The sequence below is a fragment of the Streptomyces rapamycinicus NRRL 5491 genome (genome assembly GCF_024298965.1).
GTDB classification, from domain to species: Bacteria; Actinomycetota; Actinomycetes; order Streptomycetales; family Streptomycetaceae; genus Streptomyces; species Streptomyces rapamycinicus.
In genome coordinates this window covers 10,978,658-11,000,373 of record NZ_CP085193.1, presented here as the reverse complement: position 1 = coordinate 11,000,373, position 21,716 = coordinate 10,978,658, and the positions used below count along the sequence as shown (strand labels likewise).

The 21,716-nt window shown below is 69.7% G+C and carries 12 protein-coding genes and 1 pseudogene; 8 read left to right on the top strand and 5 right to left on the bottom strand.

Going from position 1 to position 21,716, the window contains the following annotated elements:
- Positions 1-13: 13 nt before the first annotated feature.
- A complete protein-coding gene (locus tag LIV37_RS45805; RefSeq protein WP_121826595.1) occupies positions 14-4,723 on the bottom strand; it encodes a non-ribosomal peptide synthetase in 4,710 nt (1,569 codons plus the stop codon).
- A gap of 687 nt (positions 4,724-5,410) precedes the next feature.
- Here LIV37_RS45805 and LIV37_RS45800 point away from each other — a divergent pair.
- The 7 genes and pseudogenes from LIV37_RS45800 to argG all read left to right on the top strand — a co-directional run bounded on the left by LIV37_RS45800 (position 5,411) and on the right by argG (position 15,201).
- A complete protein-coding gene (locus LIV37_RS45800) occupies positions 5,411-6,409 on the top strand; it encodes a LacI family DNA-binding transcriptional regulator (RefSeq protein ID WP_338060251.1) in 999 nt (332 codons plus the stop codon).
- Between the two features lie 218 nt (positions 6,410-6,627).
- Positions 6,628-7,971: an ABC transporter substrate-binding protein gene (locus LIV37_RS45795; protein ID WP_020873886.1), complete on the top strand. Its 1,344-nt coding sequence runs from the start codon at positions 6,628-6,630 to the stop codon at positions 7,969-7,971.
- Between the two features lie 4 nt (positions 7,972-7,975).
- The gene (locus LIV37_RS45790) at positions 7,976-8,932 is read left to right on the top strand and encodes a carbohydrate ABC transporter permease (protein WP_020873885.1); all 957 of its coding nucleotides are present in this window, start codon (positions 7,976-7,978) and stop codon (positions 8,930-8,932) included.
- The gene (locus LIV37_RS45785; protein WP_020873884.1) at positions 8,929-9,804 is read left to right on the top strand and encodes a carbohydrate ABC transporter permease; all 876 of its coding nucleotides are present in this window, start codon (positions 8,929-8,931) and stop codon (positions 9,802-9,804) included. The genes LIV37_RS45790 and LIV37_RS45785 overlap by 4 nt, the downstream gene beginning before the upstream one ends.
- A 33-nt stretch (positions 9,805-9,837) precedes the next feature.
- Positions 9,838-11,436 carry a glycoside hydrolase family 13 protein gene (locus LIV37_RS45780; protein WP_020873883.1) on the top strand — a complete coding sequence of 533 codons (1,599 nt, stop codon included), beginning with the start codon at positions 9,838-9,840 and terminating at the stop codon, positions 11,434-11,436.
- A 55-nt stretch (positions 11,437-11,491) separates the two neighbouring features.
- Positions 11,492-13,662, top strand: a pseudogene (locus LIV37_RS45775) (discoidin domain-containing protein).
- 90 nt (positions 13,663-13,752) lie between these two features.
- Positions 13,753-15,201, top strand: coding sequence for an argininosuccinate synthase (argG, locus tag LIV37_RS45770; protein ID WP_020873882.1), 1,449 nt, complete (start codon positions 13,753-13,755; stop codon positions 15,199-15,201).
- Between the two features lie 76 nt (positions 15,202-15,277).
- Here argG and LIV37_RS45765 read toward each other — a convergent pair whose 3' ends face one another.
- Positions 15,278-17,140 carry a glycoside hydrolase family 9 protein gene (locus tag LIV37_RS45765; protein ID WP_020873881.1) on the bottom strand — a complete coding sequence of 621 codons (1,863 nt, stop codon included), beginning with the start codon at positions 17,138-17,140 and terminating at the stop codon, positions 15,278-15,280.
- 230 nt (positions 17,141-17,370) lie between these two features.
- Entirely contained in the window at positions 17,371-18,645 is a 1,275-nt protein-coding gene (locus LIV37_RS45760; RefSeq protein WP_020873880.1) for a glucarate dehydratase family protein, read from the bottom strand.
- 214 nt (positions 18,646-18,859) lie between these two features.
- On the opposite strand from LIV37_RS45760, the gene LIV37_RS45755 reads away from it, so the two are divergent.
- Positions 18,860-20,215 carry an MFS transporter gene (locus tag LIV37_RS45755; protein WP_020873879.1) on the top strand — a complete coding sequence of 452 codons (1,356 nt, stop codon included), beginning with the start codon at positions 18,860-18,862 and terminating at the stop codon, positions 20,213-20,215.
- An 11-nt stretch (positions 20,216-20,226) separates the two neighbouring features.
- Here the strand turns inward: LIV37_RS45755 and LIV37_RS45750 are convergent, their stop codons facing one another.
- Positions 20,227-20,547, bottom strand: coding sequence for an NIPSNAP family protein (locus LIV37_RS45750; RefSeq protein WP_020873878.1), 321 nt, complete (start codon positions 20,545-20,547; stop codon positions 20,227-20,229).
- Positions 20,548-20,632: 85 nt separating this feature from the next.
- The gene (locus LIV37_RS45745; protein WP_121826750.1) at positions 20,633-21,586 is read right to left on the bottom strand and encodes an NADP-dependent oxidoreductase; all 954 of its coding nucleotides are present in this window, start codon (positions 21,584-21,586) and stop codon (positions 20,633-20,635) included.
- Positions 21,587-21,716: the final 130 nt, after the last annotated feature.

The following is a 21,716-nucleotide window of genomic DNA, read 5'->3' as shown; positions in this document are numbered from 1 at the left end:
GGGGCGGGATCGTTCACTGGTCGCGGCCTCGGCCCTGCCACACCTGTGAGACCGGCCGTCCGGGATCCGTGGCGGCCGCGGAGACGACCGCCGCCACGTCGTCGCAGAACCGCTCGATCGTGGCGCGGTCGAAGAGGGACTTGCTGAACAGCACGGTGCCGGCGAGGCCGCCGTCCTCCACGCTCTCGTACAGGTCGATCTCCATGTCCACGTTGACGGTCACCGGCGGGTGAGTCATCAGGAACGGCTCGGCCGTCAGTCCGGTGAGCCGGAGTGGCCGCGGCGGAGTGTTGACGATCTGAAAGATCACCTTCACCGGCGGATCGTCCGACAGCCGCGTCCCGGTCCGGCCGCCGACGGTGTCACCGGCGGGGTCACCGGCGGGGTCAGCGGCGGGCTCAGCGGCGGGCTCAGCGATGTGGTCACCGATGTGCTTGAGAACGGAAACGAAGGGCACGTCCTGGTGTGCATGGGCGTCGGACATCGCATCGCGCACCCTGGTCAGCAGCGTGCCGAACTCCGTGGCGCCGGACACTTCGGTGCGCAGCGCGAGCATCTTGGAGACGAGGCCCACCGTGTTCTCCAGTTCGTCCCGGCCACGGTTGGCAGTGGGCACACCGACGATGACGTCCTGGTTGTCCGAGCGGGCGGACATGACCACCTTCAGGGCGGTCAGCAGCGTCATGTACAAGGTGGCGTTGGACGATTCGCCCAGCCGCCGGGCGGTCTCGACGGCGTCCTTCGGCAGTCGCCAGTGGAAGATGTCGCTCTCGTAGCGGGCCGACCCGGCGCGGGGCCGGTCGGTGGGCAGTTCGGCGGGGGCCATGCCCTCGAAATGCCGCTTCCAGAAGTCGAGTTGGCGTTGCAGCTGCGGACCGCGCAACCACTTCCGCTCCCAGCTCGCGAGATCGGCGTACTGGACGGGCACGGGTGGCAGCTCGGGTTCGGTGCCATGTAGCAGTGCCGCGTACACGATGGACAGATCGCGAACCAGCACTCCCTGGGACCAGCCGTCGGTGACCAGGTGGTGAAGGGTGAGCACCAGCACATGGTCGGACTCGGACAGCCGCAGAACGCGCAGTCTCGCCAGCGGGCCGCGGGTGAGGTCGAAGGGGCGGGCCGCCTCCTGGCCGGCCAGGACCGAGGCTTCGGTCTCGTCGTGCGCCTCGGCCACCTCCAGCTGGACCGGCGCGCTCGGCCGGATCACCTGGACGTATCCGTCGGCTTCCCGCACGAAGGTGGTGCGCAGGGCCTCGTGGCGGTCGATCAGCAGGTCCATCGACCGTCGCAGACAGTCGAGGTCCAGTTCGCCCGACACCCGCACCGCCATGGGGATGTTCCAGTGCCCGGCGTTCAGGACATCGTCGAAGAAGAGGTCCGTCTGCTGCTGTGCGAAGGTGAGGGGGACGGGCTGGTCGCGCCGTGTGGGTACCAGTGGCGGCAGCTCGGCTTCGGGGCCGGAGCGGGCCGCGGCGGTGAGCGTGGCCGCCAGCTCTCGGGGGGTGCGCTGCTGGAAGACGGTCTTCAGCGGTACGGCGATACCGAGGGCGGACCGGAGCCTGGCGACCACCCTGGTGGCGATGAGGGAATGGCCGCCCAGTGCGAAGAAGTCGTCGTCGATGCCGACCTTGGTGGCGCCGAGCAGATCCGAGTAAACCCGGCAGACGGCCTCTTCCTCGGGGGTGCGGGGGGCGACGTAGCCGACCTCGAGAACGGTGCGCAGATCAGGGGCGGGCAGCGCCTTCCGGTCGATCTTGCCGCCGGAGGTGAGGGGCATGGTGTCCAGCAGGACGAACGCGGAGGGCACCATGTATTCGGGCACCGCGGACTCGACGTGCCGGCGGAGGCTCTCGGTCAGCCGGCCGTGCCGGTCCGCGGCGGTGGCATCGGCCACCAGATAGGCCACCAGCCTCTTGTCGCCGGGGGTGTCCTCGCGCACCATCACGGCCGTGTGCAGAACGTCCTGGTGCCGGGCGAGGAGCGCCTCGATCTCGCCCGGTTCGATCCGGAAGCCGCGTATTTTCACCTGGTCATCGATCCGGCCGAGGAATTCCAGGTTGCCGTCGGGCAGCCAGCGCACGAGGTCGCCGGAGCGGTACATACGCGATCCGTCGCCGCGGAACGGGTCCGCCACGAACCGGGAAGCGGTCAGGTCCGGGCGGCCGAGATAGCCTCTGGCCAGCCCCGCTCCGGCCACGCACAGCTCACCTGGCACCCCCACCGGGACGGGCCGGAGCCGCCGGTCGACCACATACACCCGGGTGTTGCCGATCGGGCGGCCGATGGGTGCGGTGAGCGGCCATTCGGCCACCTCGGCGGGGAGCGAGTACGACGTCACCACGTGGGCTTCGCTGGGACCGTAGTGGTTGTGCAGCCGCAGCTCGGGGCGGCGGGCGCACAGCTCGCGCAGATCGTGGTGGAGGGAGAGGGGTTCGCCGGCCTGTGAGAGGTGGCGCAGTGCGGCCAGCTCGGTGCCGTGCGGATCCACCTCCTCGGAGATCGCCCGCAGCATCACGTTCGGGACGAAGAGCTGGTCGATCTCGTGGGCGTGGACCCAGTCGGCGAACTCGACGGGGTCCATGCGCAGTTCCTCGCCGGGGACGACGATCGTCTCGCCGTACAGCAGCGCGGAGAAGATCTCCTGCAATGAGATGTCGAAGGTCAGCGTGGCGAACTGTGCGGTCTTGGCGTCGGGACCGATCGGCAGGGCCCGCTTCTGCCAGGCCACCAGGTTGAGCACACAGGTGGCGGGCATGAGGATGCCCTTGGGGACTCCGGTGGAACCGGAGGTGTAAATGACGTAGGCGAGGTTCTGGGCGCTGGGCCGTGCCATGGGCGGGGTCCGGGGCTGCCCGGCGAGCGGTTCACGCTCGGCGTCGAGCAGGATGAGCCGGATCCCGGCCGTACCGGACGCGTCGGGCGTCCTGGTTGCCTCCGGGGTTTCGAGCAGGCTGGTGAAGCGCTGCTGGGTGACGGCGACGGTCACTCCGGAGTCGGCCAGGACGAACTGGACGCGGTCTCGGGGGTGGTTGGGATCGATCGGCACATAGGCCGCTCCGAGCTTGAGGATCGCGAGGATCCCCACGATCATCTCGATGCCGCGATCGACGCAGAGCCCGACCAGGGTCTCGGGGCCGACCCCCCGGCCCTCCAGCAGATGGGCGAGCTGGTTCGCCCGCTGATCCAGCTCGGCGTAGGTCGCCCGGTCCTCACCGCTGATCACGGCCACCGCGTCGGGGCGGCGCTCGGCCTGGGCGGTGAAGAGCCCGGGCAGGGATCCGGCGGGTACGGGGCCCGCGGTCGTGTTGAACTCCTCCAGGACCTTCGTCCGCTCCGCCTCGTCGAGCAGCGAGATCTCGGAGAGGCGCCGGTCCGGCTCGGCGAGGACGCCCCGAAGGACGACGGTGACGTGGTGCAGCAGCCGTTCGATGGTGCTCGCGTTGAACAGGGCCTTGCTGAAGACGATGTGTCCCAGAACCCCGTCCCCGGTCTCGACGAGATGGACCTCCAGATCCATTCGCGTGAGGATGCCGCCGTGGTCGTAGGGCTCGGTCCGCGCGCCGGGCAGCTCGAGCCGCTCCGCCGGTACGTTGATCATCTGGAAGAGCACCTGGACCAGCGGGTTCCGCGACAGGTCCCGCTCGGGGTGCACCTGCTCCACCAGATACTCGAAGGGCAGGTCGCCATGGGCGAAGGCACCGGCCGCCATGTCGCGGACCCGGCCCAGCAGTTGGCGGAAGGTGGGGTCGCCGGACAGGTCGGTCCGCAGCACCACGGTGTTGACGAAGAACCCGATGAGCCCTTCGACCTCGGCGCGGCCCCGGTTGGCCACGGGGGTGCCCACCGTGATGTCGTCGCTGTCCACGTACCGGCCCAGTACCAGCTGGAACGCGGCCAGCAGGGTCATATAGAGGGTCGCGTTCTCACCGGCGCCCAGCCGGCGGGCCGACCGGATCAGTTCGGGCGGCAGCTCCCAGCGCACCGCGTCGCCCTCCTGGCGGGCGATCGAGGGCCTGGGCCGGTCGGTGGGCAGCTCCAGCGCGGGCGCCATGCCGTCGAGCCGCTTCGTCCAGTAGTCCACCTGGCGGCGCAGGGTCGGGCCGGACAGCCAGTCGCGCTCCCACTCCGCGTAGTCCGCGTACTGCACGGGCAGCGGGGGCAGTACGGGCTCGCGCCCGGCGTCGAGCGCCGCGTACGCGACGGACAGCTCACGCACCACAATGCCCTGTGACCAGGCGTCCGTCGCCACATGGTGCACCGTCAGCAGCAGGACGTGGTCCTGTTCGTCCAGTCGCAGCGCCTTGGCTCGCAGCAGGGGCCCGGTGCTCAGGTCGAAGGGCTCGGTGATCTCGGCCCCGGCCAGCCGCCGGACCTCTGCCAGCCGCTCCTCCTCCGAGCCGCCGGGCACCGGTTCGAGGCGCACCGGGACGGGGGCGGGAGGCTCGATCCGCTGCACCGGCTGACCGCCGGTCTCGCCGAAGGTGGTGCGCAGCGCCTCGTGCCGGGCGACCACGAGCGAAAGGGCCCGGGAGAGATGAGAGATGTCCAAGCGGCCGCGCACCCGCACGGCGAAGGGGAGGTTGTACGAAGCGTTGCCGGGTTCCAACTGGTCCAGAAACCACAGCCGTTGCTGGGCGAACGACGCCCTCAGCTCCCGGCCCCGGTCGACCGGCACAATGCCGGTGGATTCGTTTCTCCTGGTCCGCTCGAAGAGATTGCTCATGGCCGCGCTGAGACCACGGGATTTGGATGCGCCTGAATTCCCCACAACACAGCCTTCCCCGACGACTGATGGAAATTGCTTTTCGCGGTTATTACGCTGGTGCTGTCGCTTGCCAAACGATGGCGCAAACGCTTCTCAGACGGCAGTACGGCCGGGATTACATTCGGCGGCAAACCCGAGAATAGGGATCGGAAGCGAAGTGTTCTTGGAGCGTGGATCCCGCAGCGCCGAGGGAGCCGGGGGCGTCGAGGGGCTCGAATACGGTGCACTCCGCCGACTGCCGGCGCCCACCCTCGGCGCGGGTCGTAGGACCGGCATCGACTGTGTGGTCGGCGTCGATATTGCCGATGAATCCGCCACGCAGCGCCGAGTGGTCGTATTCCGCGCAGCCCAAGGCGGCAATCCCGGAGGTTTGCAACTCCGAAACACTCACTGCAGTCCCCGTCCCCCGTCCAACGAGCCCCCTCGAAGGGAACCTAGATCGTTCGCTGATCCGCTGTCAACCCATACTTTTGGGGCGGCAAATAGGGCGAATTGCCGACCTCTGCGAACTCACCCGCCCGCCCGATCCGCGGGTCGGCGGCGGCGCGGCGATTTGCACTCCGAGCCGGGAGCCGCCGCCGGCGCCACAGGTTCTGCACCCCTTTTACGCAAGCCACTTGCAGTGCTTGCGCTACGCTTGCGTGCATGACGCGACGACTTGCTGAAGTGGCGAAGAAGGTCGGAGTCAGCGAGGCCACGGTCAGCCGGGTCCTCAACGGCAAGCCCGGGGTCTCCGAAGCCACCCGGCAGGCGGTGCTGTCCGCGCTGGACGTCCTCGGCTATGAGCGGCCCACGCAGCTGCGGGGCGACCGGGCCCGGCTGGTGGGGTTGGTGCTGCCCGAGCTGCAGAACCCCATCTTCCCGGCGTTCGCCGAGGTCATCGGCGGGGCACTGGCCCAGCTTGGACTGACTCCGGTGCTGTGCACACAGACCAAGGGCGGGGTCTCCGAGGCCGATTACGTGGCCCTGCTGCTCCAACAGCAGGTCTCCGGAGTGGTGTTCGCGGGCGGGCTGTACGCGCAGGCCGACGCGGAGCATGACCACTACCGGCAGCTCGCCGAGCGCAACATCCCGGTGGTGCTGGTCAACGCGGCCATCGAACACCTCGGCTTCCCGGCTGTCTCCTGCGACGACGCCGTGGCCGTGGAGCAGGCGTGGCGGCATCTGGCCTCCCTCGGCCACGAGCGGATCGGGCTGGTGCTCGGGCCCGCCGACCACATGCCGTCGGCGCGCAAGCTGGCCGCCGCGCGGGCGATCGCCGGTCACCTTCCGGATGAGTTCGTGGCTCGGGCGATCTTCTCGATCGAGGGCGGCCACGCCGCGGCCTCCCGGCTGATCGACCGGGGTGTCACGGGCATCATCTGCGCCAGCGACCCGCTGGCCCTGGGCGCGATACGAGCCGCGCGCCGCAAGGGGTTCGGCGTGCCGTCGCGGGTGTCCGTGGTCGGCTACGACGACTCCGCGTTCATGAACTGCACCGAGCCGCCGCTGACCACCGTCCGCCAGCCCATCGAGGCCATGGGCAGGGCGGCGGTGGAGGTGCTGAACGCGCGGATCGGCGGGGTGGCCGTACCCGCCGAGGAGCTGTTGTTCGAGCCGGAGCTGGTGGTGCGCGGCTCCACCGCACAGGCGCCACGGGAGTGAGCGGGCGGAGGGCCGTCGAGGGGTGATCAAAAGGGCGGCCGAGAGGCGGTAGGCAGGCTCAATCCACCCCATTCGCAGTGCAGTTGAATAATTACAGAATCTACGCGACATCTTGCGGGCCGATGTCGTCGGTGCTTGAGTGTGCGGCGCACTCACGGTTGTGTGCGCCCCGCTCGCGGCCGTGGGGCTTCCCTGCTCCTGTACAGAGGGGTCCACCCATGAGAAGCACCGGGTTCCGTCGTACTCTCATCGCGCTCAGCACGTTCTCCCTCGCCCTCACCGCCTGCGGCGGGTCGGGCGACGGCTCGGCGGGCGGAAAGACGCGTATCACGGTCAACTGCATGCCGCCCAAGAGCGCCGAGGTCGACCGCAGGTTCTTCGAGGAGGACATCGCCTCCTTCGAGAAGCAGAACCCGGACATCGACGTCGTCGCGCATGACGCGTTCCCGTGCCAGGACCCGAAGACGTTCGACGCCAAGCTGGCCGGGGGCCAGATGGAGAACGTCTTCTACACGTACTTCACCGACGCCGGACATGTGGTCGACATCAACCAGGCGGCGGATCTCACCCCGTACGTCAAGGAGTTGAAGAGCTACTCCACCCTCCAGAAGCAGCTGCGCGACATCTACACGGTCGACGGCAAGATCTACGGCATCCCGCGCACCGGCTACTCGATGGGTCTGATCTACAACCGCAAGCTCTTCGAGAAGGCCGGACTCGACCCCGACAAACCGCCGATGACCTGGGAGGAGGTCCGCGCCGACGCCAAGAGGATCGCCGAGCTGGGCGGTGGCACGGTCGGCTACGCGGACTACAGCGCCCAGAACCAGGGCGGCTGGCACTTCACGGCCGAGCTGTACTCACAGGGCGGCGACGTCGTCAGCGCGGACGGCGAGAAGGCCACCATCGACACCCCCGAGGCGCGGACCGTCCTGCGGAACCTGCACGACATGCGCTGGGTGGACGACTCGATGGGCAGCAAACAGCTCCTGGTCATCAACGACGCCCAGCAGCTGATGGGCTCCGGCAAGCTGGGCATGTACCTGGCCGCGCCCGACAACCTCCCGATCCTGGTGAAGGAGAAGGGCGGCAACTACAAGGACCTCGCCATCGCCCCCATGCCCGGCGGCAAGGGCACGCTCATCGGCGGCGACGGCTATATGTTCCAGAAGAAGGACACGCCCGCCCAGATCCGGGCCGGTCTCAAGTGGCTGGACCACATGTTCCTCACCCCGGGCAAGGGCTTCCTCGGCGACTACGTGCGCGCCAAGAAGCAAAACGCCCCGGTGGGCCTGCCCGAGCCGCGGCTGTTCACCGGCGCCGCCGACGCCAGGGACCAGCGGATCAAGAAGGCCAACGCCAATGTTCCCGTGGGCAACTACCAGACCTTCCTCGACGGCAACCAGAAGCTGCGGATGAAGATCGAGCCGCCGCACGCCCAGCAGATCTACTCCGTGCTCGACGGGGCCGTCTCCGCCGTCCTCACCAAGAAGGACGCCGATGTCGACCAGCTCCTGAAGGAAGCCTCCGGCAAGATCGACAGCATTCTGGCCCGGGGCTGACCCGATGACCAAGACCGCTGCGCGGCCGCCCGCCGAGGCGATCGCCGTCCACCCCGTGCAGGCGCCGCCCCCGGCGGGGGGTCGGGGGCGGCGCCGTCTCACCGATCAGGTCCGGGCCTATGGCTTCCTCCTCGGCGGCCTGATCTGCTTCGCGCTGTTCTCCTGGTATCCGGCGGTCCGTGCGGTCGTGATCGCCTTCCAGAAGTACACGCCAGGGTCGTCCCCCGAATGGGTCGGCACCGCCAACTTCACCCGCGTACTGCACGATCCGGAGTTCACCGCGGCCTGGCGGAACACCCTCACCTTCACCCTGCTGGCGCTGCTCATCGGCTTCGCGATCCCGTTCCTGCTCGCCCTCGTGCTCAATGAACTCCGGCACGCCAAGGCGTTCTTCAGGGTCGTGGTCTATCTGCCGGTGATGATCCCGCCGGTGGTCAGCGCCCTGCTGTGGAAGTGGTTCTACGACCCGGGCGCCGGGCTGGCCAACGAGGCGCTGCGCTTCCTGCACCTGCCCACCTCGAACTGGTCCAACGGCGCCGACACCGCCCTGATCTCCCTCGTCGCCGTGGCCACCTGGGCCAATATGGGCGGCACCGTCCTGATTTACCTGGCGGCGCTGCAGTCCATCCCCGGTGAGCTGTACGAGGCGGCCGAACTGGACGGTGCGAGCCTGCTGCAGCGCATCCGCCACGTCACGATCCCCCAGACACGGTTCGTGATCCTCATGCTGATGCTGCTGCAGATCATCGCGACGATGCAGGTCTTCACCGAGCCGTTCGTGATCACCGGTGGTGGCCCGGAGGACGCCACGGTCACCGTTCTCTACCTGATCTACAAGTACGCCTTCCTCTACAACGACTTCGGTGGCGCCTGCGCGCTGAGCGTGATGCTGCTGGTGCTGCTCGGCGCCTTCTCCGCCCTCTATCTGCGGCTCACCCGCTCCGGGGAGGACGACGCATGAGCACCCGGACCCTCGTCTCCCCCGCCACCCTGACCCGTCCCCGTGGCCGGGCCGTCTACTGGACGGTCTTCACCGCCGTGGTGGTGCTGTTCGCCATCGCCTTCCTCTTCCCCGTCTACTGGATGGTGACCGGTGCGATGAAGTCGCCGGACGAGGTGGCGCGGACCCCGCCCACCCTCGCTCCGAAGGAGTGGCACCTCAGCGGCTACGGCGACGCCTGGGACCTGATGCAGCTTCCGCAGCACCTGTGGAACACGGTGGTCCAGGCGGCCGGGGCCTGGCTGTTCCAGCTGGTCTTCTGCACGGCCGCCGCCTACGCCCTGTCCAGGCTGAAGCCCGCCTTCGGCAAGGTGATCCTCGGTGGCATCCTGGCCACGCTGATGGTCCCGGCCCAGGCGCTGGTCGTGCCGAAGTACCTGACCGTCGCCGACCTGCCGCTGATCCACACCAGCCTGCTCAACGACCCGCTCGCGATCTGGCTGCCGGCCGTCGCCAACGCCTTCAACCTCTATCTCCTCAAGCGGTTCTTCGACCAGATCCCGCGCGATGTCCTGGAGGCCGCCGAGATCGACGGCGCCGGAAAGCTGCGCACCCTGTGGTCGATCGTGCTGCCCATGTCGCGTCCGGTGCTCGGCGTTGTGTCGATCTTCGCGCTGGTGGCGGTGTGGCAGGACTTCCTGTGGCCGCTGATGGTCTTCTCCGACACCGGCAAGCAGCCGATCAGCGTGGCACTCGTCCAGCTGTCGCAGAACATCCAGCTGACGGTGCTGATCGCCGCGATGGTCATCGCCAGCATCCCGATGGTCGCGCTGTTCCTCGTCTTCCAGCGGCACATCATCGCCGGGATCAGCGCGGGCAGCACGAAGGGCTGACACCGCCCCCTTCTCGACAGAAAGGCTCCCACCGTGGCCCAGCCCACCCCTGCCCGGACACCGAACGACTGGTGGCGCTCCGCCGTCATCTACCAGGTGTACGTACGCAGCTTCGCCGACGGGGACGGCGATGGCACCGGCGACCTCTCGGGCGTCCGCGCCAGGCTGCCGTACCTCGCCGAACTCGGCGTCGACGCGCTGTGGTTCAGCCCCTGGTACCAGTCGCCCATGAAGGACGGCGGCTACGACGTCGCCGACTACCGCGCCATCGACCCGGCCTTCGGCACCCTGGCCGAGGCGGAGAAGCTCATTGCCGAGGCCCGCGAGCTGGGCATCCGCACCATCGTCGACATCGTGCCGAACCACGTCTCCGACCAGCACCCCTGGTGGCGTGGAGCCCTCGCGGGCGGCGCCGAACGCGAGCTCTTCCACGTCCGCCCGGGCCGCGGCGACCACGGTGAACTGCCGCCCAACGACTGGACGTCGGAGTTCGGCGGGCCGGCGTGGACCCGGCTGCCGGGCGGCCACTGGTATCTGCATCTGTTCGCCCCCGAGCAGCCGGACCTCAACTGGGCCCACCCGGCCGTACGCCAGGAACACGAGGACATCCTGCGCTTCTGGTTCGAGCGGGGTGTCGCGGGGGTGCGCATCGACTCGGCCGCCCTGCTGGCCAAGGATCCCCGGCTGCCCGACTTCGTCGAGGGCCGCGATCCCCATCCGTACGTCGACCTCGATGAGCTCCATGACATCTACCGCTCCTGGCGCGGTGTGGCCGACGAGTACGGCGGTGTGTTCGTCGGCGAGGTGTGGCTGCCCGACAGCGAGCGCTTCGCCCGCTATCTGCGCCCCGACGAGCTGCACACCGCCTTCAACTTCTCCTTTCTGGCCTGCCCCTGGGACGCCCGGCGGCTGCGGACGTCGATCGACGAGACGCTCGCCGAACACGCTCCGGTGGGCGCTCCGGCCACCTGGGTGCTGTGCAACCACGATGTGACCCGCACGGTCACCCGCTACGGGCGCGAGGACACCGGTTTCGACTTCGCCACCAAGGTCTTCGGCACCCCCACCGACCTCGCCCTCGGCACCCGGCGGGCGCGGGCCGCCGCCCTGCTGTCGCTGGCCCTGCCCGGCGCGGTCTACGTCTACCAGGGCGAGGAACTGGGCCTGCCCGAGGCCGACATCCCCCGCGACCGCATCCAGGACCCGATGCACTTCCGCTCCGGTGGCACCGACCCGGGCCGGGACGGCTGCCGGGTGCCGCTGCCGTGGGCGGCGGAGCGGCCGTACGCCGGTTTCGGCTCGCGCGAGGAGCCGTGGCTGCCGCAGCCCGCACACTGGGCGGCGTACGCGGCCGATCTGCAGACGGAGGACCCGGGCTCGATGCTCGGCCTCTACCGCGCGGCGATCCGCGTCCGCCGCGCCACCCCCGGTTTCGGCGACGGGCCGCTGACCTGGCTCCCCTCGGCCGACGGTGTGCTGGCCTTCGCCCGTACGGACGGTCTGGTCTGCGTGGTCAATCTCGCGGACACCCCCGCCGAACTGGACGGCACCTCCCGGCTGCTGCTCAGCAGCGGCCCGCTGGACGACCGGGGCCGCCTTCCGCGGGACACGGCGGCCTGGCTGCTCCGCTGAACCGCCACCCCCGCACCGCGCTATCCCACCACCCCCACCATGAAGGGATCAGCACATGCACCGCAGCAGTACCGCATCGGCATCCACCAAACGCCTGTCGGCGATCGGCGTGGCCGTCGCCCTCGCGGCCGGCACGCTCGTGACCCTGACCCCCACGGCGGCACACGCGGCCGCGGGCGCCTCCCTGCCGTTCACCTCGGCCGAGGCCGAGTCGGCCACCACCACGGGGACGAAGATCGGTCCCGACTTCACCCAGGGCACGCTCGCCTCCGAGGCGTCCGGGCGCCAGGCCGTCCGCCTCGCCTCCGGGCAGCGCGTGGAGTTCACCGCACCACGCGCGGCCAACGCGGTGAACGTGGCCTACAGCGTGCCCGACGGCCAGTCGGGCACGCTGAACGTCTATGTCAACGGCACCAAGCTGGCCAAGACCATCGCGGTCACCTCCAAGTACTCGTACGTGGACACCGGCTGGATCGCGGGGTCGAAGACCCACCACCTCTACGACAACGCCCGGGTGCTGCTCGGCCGACACGTCCAGGCAGGTGACAAGATCGCCTTTGAGGCGGCGAACACCCAGGTCACCGTGGACGTGGCCGACTTCGAGCAGGTCGCGTCGGCCGCCTCCCAGCCCGCCGGTTCGGTGTCCGTCACCGCCAAGGGCGCCGACCCCAGCGGGCAGGGCGACTCCACCCAGGCGTTCCGGGACGCCATCGCCGCCGCCCAGGGCGGAGTGGTCTGGATCCCGCCGGGTGACTACAAGCTCACCTCCTCGCTGAACGGCGTCCACAACGTCACCCTCCAGGGCGCCGGCGGCTGGCACTCGGTGGTGCACACCTCGCGGTTCATCGACCAGTCCAGCTCCTCCGGCAACGTGCACATCAAGGACTTCGCGGTCATCGGCGAGGTCACCGAGCGCGTCGACTCCAACCCCGACAACTTCGTCAACGGCTCGCTCGGCCCGGGCTCCAGCGTGTCCGGGATGTGGCTGCAGCACCTGAAGGTCGGTCTGTGGCTGATGGGCAACAACGACAACCTGGTGGTCGAGAACAACCGCTTCCTGGACATGACGGCCGACGGCCTCAACCTCAACGGCACCGCGAAGAACGTACGCGTGCGGAACAACTTCCTGCGCAACCAGGGCGATGACGCGCTCGCCATGTGGTCACTGAACTCGCCGGACACCAACAGCAGCTTCGAGAGCAACACCATCTCGCAGCCGAACCTCGCCAATGGCATCGCGATCTACGGCGGTACGGACATCACGGTCAAGAACAACCTGATCTCCGACACCAACGCCCTGGGCAGCGGTATCGCCATCTCCAACCAGAAGTTCATGGACCCGTTCCACCCGCTGGCGGGCACGATCACGGTCGACGGCAACACGCTGGTCCGCGCGGGCGCCATGAACCCCAACTGGAACCACCCGATGGGGGCCCTGCGCGTCGACTCCTACGACAGCGCGATCGAGGCCACCGTCAACATCACCAACACGACCATCACCGACAGCCCGTACAGCGCCTTCGAGTTCGTCTCCGGCGGCGGCAGGGGCTACGCGGTCAAGAACGTCAATGTGTCCGGCGCGACCGTCAACAACCCCGGAACGGTCGTCGTCCAGGCCGAGGCGCAGGGCGCGGCGAAGTTCAGCGACGTCACGGCGTCCAGCGTCGGCGCGGCGGGCGTCTACAACTGCCCGTACCCCGCCGGTTCGGGCACCTTCAGCCTCACCGACGGCGGCGGCAACTCCGGCTGGAGCAGCAGCTGGTCGGACTGTGCCAGCTGGCCCCAGCCCGGCCAGGGCAACCCGGATCCCGAGCCGGGCCGCAACCTCGCCAAGGGCCGCCCGGCCACCGCGACCGGCTCCCAAGACGTCTACACCCCCGGCAAGGCGGTCGACGGCGACGCGAACACCTACTGGGAGTCGGTCAACAACGCCTTTCCGCAGGCCCTGACCGTGGACCTCGGCTCCGGCCAGGCGGTCCGCCGGCTGGTGCTGAAGCTGCCGCCCTCGTCGGTGTGGGGCGCCCGCTGGGCAGCGCCGACGGCTCCGCGTACTCGACGGTGGTGGGCTCGCAGGGCTACCGCTTCGACCCGGCGTCCGGCAACAAGGTCACCGTCGCCCTGCCCGACAGCACCAATGTGCGGTACCTGAGGCTCAACGTCACCGGCAACACCGGCTGGCCGGCGGCCCAGGTCAGTGAGGTGGAGGCGTATCTGACCTCCTCGTGACCCCCATCTTCGCGCCGGGGAGCGAGGTGTGGATCAAGGTCATCACCAGCGACGCTTGCATGATCATGCGGAAGACTGCATACTCCTGCTGTGTCCAAAGTACTCACCTCCCTCCCTGTCGGCGAACGCGTCGGGATCGCCTTCTCCGGCGGCCTCGACACCTCGGTAGCGGTCGCGTGGATGCGCGACAAGGGCGCGGTGCCCTGCACCTACACCGCCGACATCGGCCAGTACGACGAGCCCGACATCGCCTCGGTCCCCGGGCGCGCCACGACGTACGGCGCGGAGGTCGCCCGTCTGGTGGACTGCCGGGCGGCCCTGGTGGAGGAGGGGCTCGCGGCCCTCGCCTGCGGGGCGTTCCACATCCGCTCCGGCGGCCGCAGCTACTTCAACACCACCCCGCTCGGGCGGGCGGTCACCGGCACCCTGCTGGTGCGCGCCATGCTCGAGGACAATGTGCAGATCTGGGGCGACGGCTCCACCTTCAAGGGCAACGACATCGAGCGGTTCTACCGCTACGGCCTGCTGGCCAACCCCTCCCTGCGGATCTACAAGCCGTGGCTGGACGCCGACTTCGTCAGCGAGCTCGGCGGCCGCAAGGAGATGTCGGAGTGGCTGCTCGCCCATGACCTGCCCTACCGGGACAGCACGGAGAAGGCGTACTCCACCGACGCCAACATCTGGGGCGCCACCCATGAGGCCAAGTCGCTCGAGCACCTCGACACCGGTATCGAGATCGTCCAGCCGATCATGGGCGTCCGGTTCTGGGACCCGTCGGTCGAGATAGCGGCCGAGGACGTCACGATCGGGTTCGAGCAGGGCCGCCCGGTGACGATCAACGGCAAGGAGTTCGCCTCCGCCGTCGATCTGGTGCTGGAGGCCAACGCCATCGGCGGCCGCCACGGCATGGGCATGTCCGACCAGATCGAGAACCGCGTGATCGAGGCCAAGAGCCGGGGCATCTACGAGGCACCGGGCATGGCGCTGCTGCACGCGGCCTACGAGCGCCTGGTCAACGCGATCCACAACGAGGACACCGTCGCCACCTACCACACCGAGGGGCGCCGCCTCGGTCGGCTCATGTACGAGGGCCGCTGGCTGGACCCGCAGGCGCTGATGGTGCGCGAGTCGCTGCAGCGCTGGGTCGGCGCGGCGATCACCGGCGAGGTGACCCTGCGGCTGCGGCGCGGTGAGGACTACTCCATCCTGGACACCTCCGGACCGGCGTTCAGCTACCACCCGGAGAAGCTCTCCATGGAGCGGACCGAGGATTCCGCCTTCGGTCCCGTGGACCGGATCGGCCAGCTGACCATGCGCAACCTCGACATCGCCGACTCGCGCGCCAAGCTGGAGCAGTACGCCGGTCTCGGCATGGTCGGCAGCTCGCATCCGGCGCTGATCGGCGCCGCGCAGGCGGCCTCCACCGGGCTGATCGGCGCGATGCCGCAGGGCGCCTCCGAGGCGATCGCCTCGGACGGGCAGGTGTCCGGGCAGGACAAGCTGCTCGACCGCGCCGCGATGGAGTTCGGCGCCGACTGACCTCCCCGCTCCCCTGGTCCGCCGCTCACCCGCGCCCGAGCGCGGGTGAGCGGCGGCGTGTTCCGGCCGGGCCGGGTCAGCGCACGGAGTGCTCCGCCGCGCCGCCGCCCAGACCGTCGACGTACGACGCGATCCAGGCCAGCGGGGCGTTCCAGTTGATGGTGATCTCGTTGGTGGAGAACGCCATCAGGCTGTCGGTGTAGCACATCGCCGGGGCGCAGCCCTTCAGCTTCTTCTTGGCCACCGGGTCCTGGAGCCCGGAGTTCGGGCCGCCCGCCAGCGAGCCGGGCGCCGGATGCGGCAGCCGGTGGTCGCGCTGGTGGGCCCAGAAGCGGTGGTGCTGGTTGTGCGAGTCCCGTTCGCCGTGGCCGGTGACATAGGACTGGTTCAGCGGGTTGCCGCCCAGCAGGTAGTCCATGCCGCGGAGCACCGCGTCGAGGTAGCGGTCCTTGCCCGTCAGGTCGTGCGCGGTGGCGAGCACGATCATGTTGTTGAGCACCTGGCTGTTGGAGCCCCACTCGTACTTGCCGTCCTTCGGCGCGTACGGCACGCCGTAGGCCGACTTGGCGGAGTCCGCGGCGTAGCGGTCGGCGGCCTTCGTCACCATCGCGCGCGCCTCGGCGCGCTGCTTCGGGGTGAGCTTGCTGGGGACGGTGGCCAGGTCCAGCGCTCCGAGGCCCGCGGTCGAGGCCCACGACATGCCGCCGCCGCGCGGGAAGAGCGCGCCCGCGTCGCGGTGCAGCGGTGAGTCGAGCACCGCCTTGGCGTAGCCGTGGTCGCCGGTGGTGATGAACAGCTCGGCGGCCGCCCAGTAGAACTCGTCGCCGACGTACCGGTCGCCGTAGGCACCGCCGCCCGTGGAGTCCTTGTCGCTGGCGTAGATCTTCGGGTGTGCCTTGGCCGCGTCCCAGGCGGCCCGGGCCGCGTGCAGACAGCGGGCGGCGAACTCCGGGTCGTAGGACTTGAACAGCCGGGCGCTCTGCGCGGCGGACGCCGCCAGGTTGAGCGTGGCCGCGGTGGACGGCTTGTGCAGCTCACGCTGTTGCCGGTCCTGGTCCGGCCGGGTCGGGAACCCGGTCCACTGCTTGTCGTGCACCTTGTGGAACGCCATACCCGCGAGCGGCTTGCCCTTCGGCACCTGCATGCGCAGGAGGAATTCCATCTCCCAGCGGGCCTCGTCCAGGATGTCCGGGACGCCGTTGCCACGCTCGGGCACCCGGAGCCGGCCGTCGCCCAGCGACGCGGCGTCGACGCCCTTGGTGGTGCGGGTGCGCTCGTACGCGGACATCAGCTGGGCCACCGAGATACCGCCGTTGACGACGTACTTGCCCTGGTCACCGGCGTCGTACCAGCCACCGGCGACATTCCGGCGGTAGTCGCACTCGCCGTTGACGCACGGGACGTCGGTGTCGCCCCGGTGCGGGGCCGCCTTGTCATGGCCGGCGGGACGGGCGTACTTGGAGCCCACGAGATCCGCGTCGATCTTGATGCCGCTGCGGTTGTGGTAGAAGTACGCGAGCGCGTCGCTCCGCAGCGAGTCGTAGAGGTGGTCACCGATGCCGAACGGCTCGCTCTTCTTCCCGCCGACGGTGACGGTGTACCCCTGGCCCGCGTCCGTGACCTTGCTGAAGTCGAAGGTCTGGACGCGTTGCCGGGAGCTGGGGTCGACGCCCGCGGGGGTGGTGGTGCCGCTCGCCCGCTCGGTGCCGTCGGCGGCCCGGAGCGTCCAGGTCAGCGGCTTGGTGGCGGGGGTGACGACGGTGCCCTTCTTGGGGCCGTTGGTCAGATAGCCGACCTGGTTCACCCGCACCGGCGAGCCGGTGTCGGCCTTGGGAGCGGCCGTCCCGGCGCCGTGCCGCGCGTGGTGGTCCACGGCGCCCGCCGCGGGTGCGGCCAGGGCGCCCAGGGTCAGTCCGGCCGCGACCGCCGCGCCCACCATGCGCCGGCGGCGGCGGTCGGTCCGGTCAGGGGTGATCCGTACGCGAGGAGCAGTAGCAGACAAGACTCAGCACTTCCGGGGGTTCGGCGTCTCTTTTCGTCCCTCAGAGGCTATGAAGAGGCCCTGGCCTGCAGCTTCGTACGCTTAGCCGAAATCCGGATACACCAGGTGACCGAGTGCGGCCTCCTTCGATCGAGGTATCGCGGGAGGTGAGCCGCGGTGGCGGCGGGCTACCAGCGGGCGAGGTCCGCCTGGAAGGACGGGTCGAAGCGCCGCATGTACCCGGTGTCATCGCGGTTGCGCAGTCCGCACCGGACGTATTGCTCATGCAGGCGCGCCAGGGCGTCGGGGTCCAGCTCCACACCGAGACCGGGGGCGTCCGGCACGGGCACCGCGCCGTCCACGAAGGTCAGCGCGCCGTCCACGATCACGTCCTCGGTCTTCCACGGCCAGTGGGTGTCGCAGGCGTAGGTGAGGTTCGGGGTGGCCGCGGCCAGGTGGGTCATCGCGGCCAGGCTGATGCCCAGGTGCGAGTTCGAGTGCATGGACAGGCCCATGCCGAAGGTGTCGCAGATGCCGGAGAGCAGTTTGGAGCGGCGCAGCCCGCCCCAGTAGTGGTGGTCGGAGAGGACGACCTGGACGGCGTCGGCGGCCACCGCGGGGGCCAGCTCGTCGAAGGCGACCACGCACATGTTGGTGGCCAGCGGCATGGGGACCTCGCGGGCGACCGCGGCCATGCCGTCGATCCCGGGGGTGGGGTCCTCCAGGTACTCCAGTACGCCCTCGAGCGCGCGCCCGACCTTCACCGAGGTCTCCGTCGTCCAGACGGCATTGGGGTCCAGGCGCAGCGGATGGCCGGGGAAGGCGCGGCGCAGCGCCCGGATCGCCTCGATCTCCTCCTCGGGGGGCCGGACGCCGCCCTTGAGCTTGATCGCGGTGAAGCCGTAGTCGTCCACCATCCGGCGGGCCTGCGCCACGATTCCGTCGGGGTCGAGGGCCTCGCCCCACTCGTCCGGCTCCTGGCCCGGGTGGGCGGCCCACTTGTAGAAGAGGTAGGCGCTGAACGGGACGGCGGACCGCACGGCGCCGCCGAGCAGGTCGCTGACCGGGCGGCCGATGGCCTTGCCCTGGATGTCCAGGAGCGCCACCTCGAACGGGGAGACGACGCGGTCGACGGTGCTGCTGGTGGTGATCATGCCGGTGAGCCCGGAGCCGCCGGAGCCGCCCACGCGGTCGATGACCCGCTGGACGCGCTGATGCAGCTCCTCGGTGGCGAAGGCGTCCAGGCCGACGATCTCCTGTCCGACGGCCGTGAGGCGCTCCAGGTGGAGCTCGTCCGCGTAGGTCTCGCCGAGCCCGGTCAGGCCCGCGTCGGTGTGGATCTGCACGATCGAGCGGAGCGCGAAGGGCTCGTGGACGCCGACGGAGTTGAGCAGGGCCGGGTCGCGGAAGGCGACGGGGGTGATGGTGACATCGGTGATGCGCAGGGGTGCTCCGTCAGACATCGACGTCCATTCATATGGTTGAACAGATGGTAGGTGTGTGAACCCTACCAAGGGGCTGCCCCACCGACGAGCAGCCAAAACACCCAGCACAACCCATGCGATTCCGCGCGGAATTGTTGCTTCCGGAACCATTGACCGGGGCAACGGGTGATCGTAAGGTCTGCACCCCACTCCCAGTGGGTTCATGTACATGAACCAAGCGAGGAGCGCCGCCATGGTGAATCCCCCCGCCCCCGACCGCGACGCGGCCGCCTCCTCGGAGCTCGTCCAACGGTCCGTGACCAAGTTTCTGCGACGTGTGATGCCCATCCTGGTCATCATGCTCGTGGTCAACCAGATGGACCGCACCAACGTCGGCTTCGTCCAGGACGACCTCAAGGCCGACATCGGCATCGGAAGCGCGGCCTACGGGCTCGGCGCCGGGCTGTTCTTCATCGGCTACGCCCTGCTCGAAGTCCCCAGCAACATGCTCATGGAACGCTTCGGCGCCCGCGTCTGGCTCACCCGGATCATGATCAGCTGGGGCGCGGTGACCGTCCTCATGTGCTTCATGACGGGGGCCACCTCCTTCTACGCCCTGCGGTTCCTGCTGGGCATCGCGGAGGCGGGGTTCTTCCCCGGCGTGATGTACTACCTCACCACCTGGCTGCCGGACTCCGCGCGCGGCCGGGCCAGCGCCATCTTCCTCGGCGGTTCGGCCACCGCCTACATCGTCACCGGTCCCATCAGCGGCGCGCTGCTGGAAATGCACGGCCTGGGCGGATTCGCCGGCTGGCGCTGGATGTTCGCGCTGGAAGGCGGCCTCTCCATCACCGTGGGCCTCGTCGCCGCCTTCTTCCTCGTCTCGCGGATCCAGGACGCCCGCTGGCTGAGCGGCGAGGAGAAGGCCGCCCTCAGCGCGGCGGTCGAGCGGGACCGCGAGGCGCGCAGCCGCGAGCCTCAGGTGTCCAGGCTGCGACTGGTGGTCCACCCTCAGGTGGCGCTGCTGACCGGCGTGTTCTTCGCCATGGCGCTCACCGGATACGCGATCACCTTCTGGCTGCCGAGTCTGGTGGACGACATCGGCGGGCTCTCGTCCTTCCAGATCGGGCTGCTCACGGCCGTTCCGTGGATCTGCGCGGTCATCGCGATGTACACGATGAGCCGCTACACCGACCGGGTGCCGGACCGTCGGCCCTACCTCGCCATCGTGCTGGTGCTGTCCGCCATCGGCACCTTCCTCGCCACCCTGGGCTCCCCGTGGTTCGGGCTCGCGGCCGTCACCCTGGCCGCCGTCGGCAGCAAATGCGCCGCCAACCTCTTCTGGCCGCTGGCCCAGTCGACGCTCGACCTCAAGGTCACGGCCGCGGGGCTCGCCGTCGTCAACTCCCTCGGCAACCTGGGCGGCTTCGTCTCCCCCACCCTCTTCGGCTATCTGGAGGAGACGACGGGCAGCACCAACGGCGGCCTCTACGCGCTCTCCGCGGCCTCGCTGCTCGCCACCGCCGGCGTCTACTTCATCCGCCGGGGCGGCGGCCGTGGCGGAGCGGAGGCCGCCGCGCCCGCCCCCGCCCGGACCGCCTCCGGGTGACCCCGGCGCGGTCAGCGAAGCCCGGACGCGGGTGTGGGCACGGCCCGCGTGACCTGGATCTTCTCCCGGAACAGCAGTTCGTCGACCCGGGGGCCGAGCTCCTGCCGCCACCGCTCGCTCTGGTAGACGGCCTCGTAGAGCCGCCCGCGCTCCGCCTCGTCGGCGAAGCGCCGCATCCACACATAGCCGTCGGGGTCCTCCTCGTCGATGAACGAGGCGATGACGTTCATCCCCTGCGACGTCTGGAAGGGGATCACCACCTCCTCCATGAAGCTGACCCATTCCTCCCGGCGGCCGGGCCTGGTCTGGTAGCGGCGGATCTCATAGAACATGCGCGTCTCCTCGGGCTGGTGTGACGGGTGGTGCGAAGTGGCCCCGGGCGTCCGGCGTCTGGCGTCGGCCGGGGGCCGGGGGCGGTCAGACGCCGGTGCGGAGCACCAGCTTGCCGCGGGTGTGGCCGTCCTCCCCCTGGCGGTGGGCGCGGGCGGCCTCCTCCAGCGGGAAGACGTCCTCGACCGCGACCTCGACCGCGCCCTGGTCGATCAGCCCGGCGATGGTGGTCAGGGCGGCGCCGTCCGGCTCGACGAGGAAGGGGCTGGTGCGCACGGCGCGGGCGTCCGCGGCCTCCCGCAGCTCGGGGCTGACGCCACCGGGGACGGCGACCAGCAGTCCCCCCTTCTTGAGCACCTCCAGGGAACGGGTGCTGGTGGCGCCGTGCTCCTCTCCCAGCAGGTCGATCACCACATCGACGTCCTCGACCGCGTCCTCGAAGCGCTGCTCGGTGTAGTCGATCAGCTCCGCCGCTCCGAGCCGGCCGAGCCACTCGTGGCGGCTCTTCCGGGCGGTCCCCACGACGGTCGCCCCCAGATGCCGTGCGAACTGGACGGCGAAGTGCCCGACGCCACCGGCGGCGGCGTGCACCAGAACCCGCTGACCGGCCTCCACCTTGGCCGTGTCCACCAGGATCTGCCAGGCCGTCAGCGCCGCCAGCGGCACGGCGGCCGCCGCCTCATGGCTCAACGTGGCGGGCTTACTGGCGAATTGACGGGAGGGGGCCGTCACGAACTCCGCGTAGCCACCCGCCTGACGGGGGAACCACGGCATCCCGTACACCTCGTCGCCGGGGGCCAGCGTGGTCACCCCGAACCCGACTTCCTCGACCACACCCGAGACGTCCCAGCCCAGGGTGAACGGCGGCTCGCCCAGCACGCCCGCCATACCGGCGCCCTGACGGGTCTTCCAGTCGACCGGGTTGACTCCGGCGGCGTGCACCCGCACCAGCACCTCGGTGGGCAGCGGTTCCGGCCGCGCGACCTCCGCGACGCGCAGCACCTCCGGGCCGCCGGGCGCGTCCTGTACCACCGCACGCATCATGGACCTGGCCACGTGTGCCTCCTGAGCTCATCCGTATCCTCACGCCCGCTCTCCGGACGCGCTCGCACGCTAACCTCGGGGACCTGGTTACCCACAAGGGACACTGCTACCTTTTAGGTAGTACGAA